At 41.8% G+C, this 7,398-nt stretch carries 7 protein-coding genes; 4 read left to right on the forward strand and 3 right to left on the reverse strand.

The features are described from left to right. Positions 1 to 1,579: L-lactate permease (locus AC1DUW_RS17380; protein ID WP_477643065.1), on the reverse strand; the 1,579-nt coding region annotated here is incomplete at its 3' end. Between the two features lie 242 nt (positions 1,580 to 1,821). On the opposite strand from AC1DUW_RS17380, the gene AC1DUW_RS17385 reads away from it, so the two are divergent. The 4 genes from AC1DUW_RS17385 (at position 1,822) to AC1DUW_RS17400 (ending at position 5,599) form a co-directional block, all read left to right on the forward strand. Next, positions 1,822 to 2,553, forward strand: coding sequence for a FadR/GntR family transcriptional regulator (locus tag AC1DUW_RS17385; RefSeq protein WP_477643066.1), 732 nt, complete (start codon positions 1,822 to 1,824; stop codon positions 2,551 to 2,553). Positions 2,554 to 2,731: 178 nt separating this feature from the next. Continuing rightward, the gene (locus AC1DUW_RS17390) at positions 2,732 to 3,448 is read left to right on the forward strand and encodes a (Fe-S)-binding protein (protein ID WP_053347245.1); all 717 of its coding nucleotides are present in this window, start codon (positions 2,732 to 2,734) and stop codon (positions 3,446 to 3,448) included. A 22-nt stretch (positions 3,449 to 3,470) separates the two neighbouring features. Then, positions 3,471 to 4,901: a LutB/LldF family L-lactate oxidation iron-sulfur protein gene (locus tag AC1DUW_RS17395; protein WP_477643067.1), complete on the forward strand. Its 1,431-nt coding sequence runs from the start codon at positions 3,471 to 3,473 to the stop codon at positions 4,899 to 4,901. Next, positions 4,898 to 5,599, forward strand: a complete 702-nt coding sequence (locus AC1DUW_RS17400) for a LutC/YkgG family protein (protein WP_477643068.1) — start codon at positions 4,898 to 4,900, stop codon at positions 5,597 to 5,599. The genes AC1DUW_RS17395 and AC1DUW_RS17400 overlap by 4 nt, the downstream gene beginning before the upstream one ends. 60 nt (positions 5,600 to 5,659) lie before the next feature. Here the strand turns inward: AC1DUW_RS17400 and AC1DUW_RS17405 are convergent, their stop codons facing one another. Together AC1DUW_RS17405 and AC1DUW_RS17410 are read right to left on the reverse strand one after the other, a co-directional pair. After that, entirely contained in the window at positions 5,660 to 6,745 is a 1,086-nt protein-coding gene (locus AC1DUW_RS17405; protein ID WP_477643069.1) for a M42 family metallopeptidase, read from the reverse strand. Positions 6,746 to 6,809: 64 nt separating this feature from the next. Then, positions 6,810 to 7,298, reverse strand: a complete 489-nt coding sequence (locus AC1DUW_RS17410) for a dUTP diphosphatase (protein ID WP_180320467.1) — start codon at positions 7,296 to 7,298, stop codon at positions 6,810 to 6,812. Positions 7,299 to 7,398: the final 100 nt, after the last annotated feature.

Raw genomic sequence — 7,398 nt, forward strand, 5'->3', positions numbered from 1 at the left:
CTGCCAATCCTACAGCAGCACAAGCAATGGCAATCGATTGAGGCGAGATCATTTTACCGGTAACCCCTCCGGATGAGTTCGCCGCAAGTGCCAGAACCGGTTCCATCTCTACCTTAAGTGCTGTAACTTTCTGAAGACTGCCAAATAAGAGATTAGCAGATGTATCGGATCCAGTAATAAACACCCCTAGCCAACCGAGAACCGGTGCAAAGAACGGAAACAAATCCCCTGATTTTGCAAGTGTCATTCCTAATGTTGTCGACATGCCAGAAGCATTCGTTACGTACGCAAAAGCCACAACAGACGAAATCATCAAGATTGGTTTTGCCAACTCTTTCATTGCTTCGGCAAAAGTGTTAAAGAAAACTTTTGTAGAGATGTGTGCAATAAACTTCGTAACGATTGCAGCCAGTAATATAGCTGTACCCGCTGCCCCGAGCAATTCTATTTTGAAGAAAGCGGCAATCGGTAATCCATTGCTCCCGATAATCTCGTTATGCAGACTTGGTACTTCAATTTGGAAGGTTAATAGTTTTCCAATTTCATTGATGCCGCTCAGTAACATATTGTCACCTTCATAATGTCCAGAGAGCGCAGGTTTTATTGGATTCATCCCCCATATCGTTATGAAAAGCGTTAACAAAAGGAATGGTGACCATGCATGGAATATTTGCCATTTCGTATACCTTTTTTCCACTTCCACTGAATCATCCAATGGTTCAACAGCTGCTGCCGTTTCTTCAGACGCAAACCGGAAAATTGTTTTAGGCTTCCAAAATTTTAGGAAGATTGCTAAAGCAAAAAGTGACACTAGAGCAGAAAGGATATCCGGTAACTCCGGTCCAAGAAAATTCGAGCTAAAGTATTGGGTAATTGCAAAGGATAGACCAGAAACCAAGATAGCTGGCATAACCTCAAGCGATCGTTTCCACCCAGTCATAATCAAAATAAGGTACAGAGGAATGAATGCTGAAAGGAATGGCAGTTGGCGACCGACCATTTTTGAAATCTCCATGGCAGCAATCCCCGTAGGCCCTTCCATAGCAATAATYGGTATTCCAACGGCCCCAAATGCGACCGGAGCAGTGTTGGCAATTAAACAAATGCCAGCTGCATATAGCGGGTTAAACCCAAGACCTACTAAAAGCGCTGCGGAAATCGCAACCGGTGCTCCAAATCCAGCAGCCCCTTCTAAAAAGGCCCCGAAAGAAAACGCAACCAATAAAGCCTGAAGGCGGCGGTCTTCGGTAAGCGAAAGAACCGAAGATCGAATAATATTGAATTGTCCGCTTTTAATTGTCATTTTGTACAAAAATACTGAAGTGATAATAATCCATCCAATTGGCAGTAGCCCGTACACCGCCCCTTGCGAAGCAGACATTACGGCCTTTCCTGCTGGCATTCCATACACAAAAACGGCAACTGCAAGGGCCACTAGTAACGTCGTAAGACCAGCAATGTACCCTTTCATTCGCTTGATCGTGAGAGCCCAGAAAAAGTAAATAATTGGGATAAGTGCTACAAGGGAAGATACGACTAAATTATCGATAATCGGCGTAAAGTTTTGTGTCCATGTCATTCATTTCGACTCCTTTTGCTTATTTTTTTAAAATTTCAGAAATTATGTATCAGGTGAAAACCCTTACATATCTAAATATTCAAAGTCATCAGATGACTTGATGAGTATTTATTTAAATTAAATGATAAAAAATATAAAATCAAGATTTTTTTTAGATTTTTAATCTTCGACAAGTGAGAAAGATCGTTTGTGTTATATAATATTAACCAGAGAAACTCATAGAAAATAGAGGTGTTTACTACTTGGTATATAAAAAAATTAAACCGAAAAAAATTTATGAAGAAGTCAGCGAAGAACTTTATGTAATGATTCGGTCAGGCACCCTGAAACCAGGTGAACAATTAGACTCCATTCAACAGCTTGCAGAAAATTTCCAAGTCGGACGACCGGCAATCCGTGAAGCATTAAGTGCATTAAGTTCAATGGGACTCATTGAAATCAAACAAGGAGAAGGAACATTTGTTAAAACATTTGACCCTAGCATCATGAACCTCCCATTAACTGCTGCTCTTTTGATGGATAAGGACAATATCAAGCATTTGCTAGAGGTTCGGAAAATCCTTGAGTCAGGGGCGGCTGAAGTGGCTGCGAAGAAACGAACAAATGAAAATCTTGCTGAGCTTGAGTTCAGGCTTTCTGAAATGGAAAAGGTGACTGAAGATGAAGAACTGAGTGATAAAGCTGATATAGCCTTCCATGTCGCAGTCGCAAACGCTTCCCAAAATGAATTGCTCATTACGCTGATGCATCACGTTTCAGAATTAATGACGGAAAAGATGCGTGATATTCGGCGAATTGCTCTATATTCCGAAGAAATGACACTTAAACGACTTTACCAACAGCATGCGAAGATTTATGACGCGATTGTGGCGCAAGACGAAGCAGGAGCCCGCAACGCTATGCTTTTTCACCTTCAAAACGTTGAGGAATCATTAGATAAAGTCATCCTCACTAATCAGCAAACAAATATTTGATTATTCATTAAATTTCAAAAATACTCTATACAACCAAGGAGAAAATTGGTATATTATTTTGAAAACGATTTCTTCATTTATAATCCTGGAATTGGTATTTTCTCTAAACCATTTCCTTTTTCTATTTACTAGTCATCAGATGACCTGTTAACCTATTTTAAAAAAGGAGGAGACCAAATTGAAAGTAACTCTCTTTGCAACTTGTTTAGTTGATTTGTTTCAATCCAATGTCGGAAAAGCAACAGTAGAACTACTCGAGAGATTAGGCTGTGAGATTGATTTTCCAGAATCGCAGATTTGTTGTGGACAGCCGGCATACAATAGCGGGTATACAAAGGAATCAAAGGAAGCTATGAAAAAGATGATCCAAACGTTCGAGGATGCTGAATATATAGTAACCCCCTCAGGTTCCTGTGCGGCTATGTTCAAAGAATATCCAGTCCTTTTTAAAGGCGATGCTGAATGGGAAACGAAGGCTGCTGCATTGGCGGCAAAAACATATGAATTGACCCAATTCATCGTGAACGTTCTAAAGGTAACTGATGTTGGCGCTACATTTGAAGGAAAAGCGACTTATCATACTTCCTGTCATATGACTCGGCTGCTTAAAGTGAAAGAAGCCCCTGCCATTTTGTTAAGCCATGTTAAAGGACTGGAAATGACACCTCTTCCGGACGCTCAAAATTGTTGCGGATTCGGGGGAACCTTTTCAGTTAAGATGGGTGATATATCCGGACAAATGGTCGAGGAAAAAGTCTGCAATATTGAAGATACCGGAGCCGACTTTTTAATTGGCGGCGATGCAGGCTGTTTAATGAATATCGGCGGACGTATCCAACGTAAAGGTCAACCTATTAAAGTTCTACATATTGCCGAAGTATTGAATAGTATTTAAAGAAAGCGAGGAGGGATAAAACATGGCTATGAAAACCAGCTCTGCCAAGTTTAAAGACCGAGTGGATGAAGGAATACATAATGATTTTATGCGACTGGCGGTATCGAGTGCCCAAGAACGATTACACGGACGGCGGCTGACTGCCGTTGATGAGTTGGGAAGCTGGGAGGATTGGCGGTCCCTTGGGGAAGAAATCCGACAGCATGTGCTTAGCAACCTTGATTTCTATTTGCACCAGCTTGCAGAAAATGTTTCGAAACGAGGAGGTCATGTCTTTTTTGCTGAAACAGCTGAAGAAGCAAGCGGATACATTAAGGACGTTATCGTAAAAAAGAAGGCCAAAAAAGTCGTGAAATCAAAATCGATGGTCACGGAAGAAATCAATTTAAATGCTACTCTTGAAGCTGTTGGACTTGATGTCGTTGAAACAGACCTCGGTGAGTACATTTTACAAGTTGATGATCATGATCCGCCTTCCCATATCGTCGCGCCTGCTCTCCACAAAAACAAAGAACAAATAAGGGATGTTTTTAAAGAGAAGCTTGCCTATACGAAAACCGAAAATCCGGAGGAGCTTACCGCTCATGTCCGGGGTATTCTTCGGAAAGATTTCTTAAGTGCGGATGTTGGCATTACCGGCTGTAATTTTGCGATTGCAGAAACTGGCTCGATTGGTTTGGTAACGAATGAGGGAAATGCTGATTTAGTCACAGCCCTGCCAAAAACGCAAATTACCGTGATGGGGATGGAACGGCTTGTACCTACATTCGATGAATTTGAAGTTCTTGTCAGTTTATTGACAAGAAGCGCGGTCGGTCAAAGATTGACCAGCTACATTACCGCACTTACCGGTCCACGTGATGAAGGGGATGTCGACRGACCTGAGGAATTCCACCTTGTCATCGTCGATAATGGACGCTCTTCCATTTTAGGAACTGAGTTTCAATCTGTTCTCCAATGCATTCGCTGTGCAGCCTGTATCAATGTCTGCCCGGTCTATCGCCAGGTTGGCGGCCATTCCTATGGTTCCATTTATCCGGGTCCAATCGGCGCTGTGCTTTCACCATTACTTGGTGGCTATGATGATTTTAAAGAACTACCTTATGCATCAACTCTTTGTGCAGCTTGTACCGATGCCTGTCCGGTAAAAATCCCTCTGCRTGATCTGCTAAGAAAGCATCGTGAAGTCATCGTAGAAAAGGAAAAAATGGTTCCCTTCTCTGAAAAGATGGCTATGAAGGCATTCGGAATCGGCGCCGCTTCTCCAATGCTTTATAAGTTTGGTTCAAAAATGGCCCCTTCAGCTATGTCCCCTTTTAAAACGGGAGATATCATCTCAAAAGGACCGGGACCACTTAAAACCTGGACCGAAAGCCGTGAATTCCCAGCTCCTAGTAAAGAAAGCTTTAGGGACTGGTTTAAAAATCGCGAGACAGGAGGGAAACCATCATGACTGGAACTATCCAAAATGAAGGCACGTTTTTAAATAAAATTGCCAAAAACCTAGGAAGAGCTCCTATAACCAAAGGCATAACCCGTCCTGTTTGGAAGCACGCTCCCCAATTCGAGGTTCTGAAACATGCGACACCAGATGATCTTGTCAACGAATTACAGGAACAGTGCAAACGGGTCCATACGCAGTTTCACCTTACCGACTCAAAGCAAGTTGCACACCTTTTAAAACAGGTGATTGAGGAACTTGGAAATGGACAATTAATCATTCCAAAAGATGATCGATTCTCTGACTATCAGTTAGTTGATGTGCTGAATGAAAAAGGTGTCCACGTTTGGGACCATCAAGCAGGGAAAAAAAATATCGAACTGGCAGAAAGTGCTAATATCGGAATCACATTCAGTGAAATAAMACTTGCGGAATCAGCGACCGTCGTCTTATTTAGCAGTAAGAACCATGGCCGTTCCATCAGCTTCCTGCCCGCTTGTCATGTTTCCATTATCCCAAAGAGCACCATCGTTCCGCGAATGACACAAGCTGCAGCGGCCATTCGTTCTAAAGTTAATCGCGGTGAAGTCGTTCCTTCCTGCATTAATTTCATAACCGGACCGAGCAATTCCGCTGATATCGAAATGGACCTTGTCGTTGGCGTTCATGGTCCAATTAAAGCCGTCTATATAATTGTCGAGGATAAGTAACTATCAATGAAAAAGGAGAGGCCCTTTAAAGGAGCCTCTCCTTTTCTAAATTTCTCTATGTTATTCGTAAATAATACGGTCCACTGCTTCACGGTCTAAGCGTTTGATCACTTCGACAATTAGTTTAACTGCATTTTCATAATCATCACGATGAAGCATTGCCGCATGTGAATGAATGTAGCGTGTTGCAATCGTAATTGCCAGTGCAGGAACTCCATTTGCTGTTAAGTGAATGGAACCTGCATCCGTTCCACCGCCTGGAATCGATTCATATTGATAAGGAATGTTCATTTCGTCAGCCGTGTTGGTAACGAAATCCCGCAGTCCTTTATGAGCTACCATCGATGCATCATATATAACGATTTGCGGACCTTCACCCATTTTACTCATCGCTTCTTTATCAGTTACACCTGGTGTATCACCAGCTATACCGACATCAACGGCAAAACCAATATCCGGCTTAATTTTGAACGTTGATGTTTTAGAGCCACGCAGACCAACCTCTTCTTGAACTGCACCAATCCCGTATACAACATTCGGATGGTCGCTATCTTTCAACTGTTTAAGGACGTCAATAGCGATTGCACAGCCAATTCGGTTGTCCCAAGCTTTAGCAAGCAACATTTTTTCATTATTCATGACTGTGAATTCAAAATACGGTACTACCATATCGCCCGGCTTAACGCCCCATTCCTTTACTTCTTCCTTGCTAGTTGCACCAATGTCAATAAACATATCTTTAATCTCAACCGGCTTTTTCCTCGCTTCTGCTGATAAAATATGTGGCGGCTTTGAACCGATAACCCCAGTTACATCGCCTTTATTTGTGACGATCGTCACGCGTTGAGCGAGCATCACCTGTGACCACCAGCCTCCTACCGGCTGAAAACGCAAAAATCCTTTATCATCAATTTGAGTTATCATGAAACCAACTTCATCCAAATGTCCAGTAACGACGATTTTCGGACCGTTTTCATCACCTGTTTTCATAGCGATCAAACTTCCCAAACCATCAGTCGATATTTCATCCGCGAAAGGGGTTATGTATTCAGCCATTACTTTTCTTACTTCACTTTCATTTCCAGCAATGCCTTTAGCATCCGTTAAATCTTTCAGCATCCTTAATGTTTCATCCAATTGAGCCATGCATTTACCTCCCTCTTTTTTACACTACAAGAATAATTATACAAAATATCGGTTGCACAAACAATTAATAGCCTTGTTTTTGTCTTTCGTAATTCACTTCATTTTTGGTGACGTATGCATTTTCCACATCCTCTGCGGAAAATCCTAGCAACTCCCCTAAATGTAGATATTCAGCAAAAACCTTTTGAAACGCGGACTCTGTTAATTGCACACGAAACTCGTTGATGTACCCGTATATCAAAGTGAATTGAGCCGTTAAATCAACATGACCCATTTTGAAAGCCGATGGAACTTTTGGTACAAAACTCTTTTCAATCCCAAGTGACAAAATAAAGTGAATGCCATCCACGTATTCAGCCAAAATCGTTTCTTTATCCGAAGGACCTTTAAGACTCCAGAATTTAAAACATCTCGTTTCGTTAGCCAGCTCCCCAAGCTCCACTAAAAGAGCAAGAGTCTTCCGCTCGACCAAGTTTTCTGCACCCAGATCGTGCTTTGTCTCTATATGCTTATCTAAGGCCGCCTGCATGTCCATCAATTTTGCTATGTTCACTTTTATCACTACTTTCTATCTTAATCCCTTAAATTATAACAAATAAATGAAACTTATTAAAAACCCATACGTAAATGAAAGGAATCACTCTGTTTAGGGA

The organism is Peribacillus sp. P4_C12 (assembly GCF_056402095.1).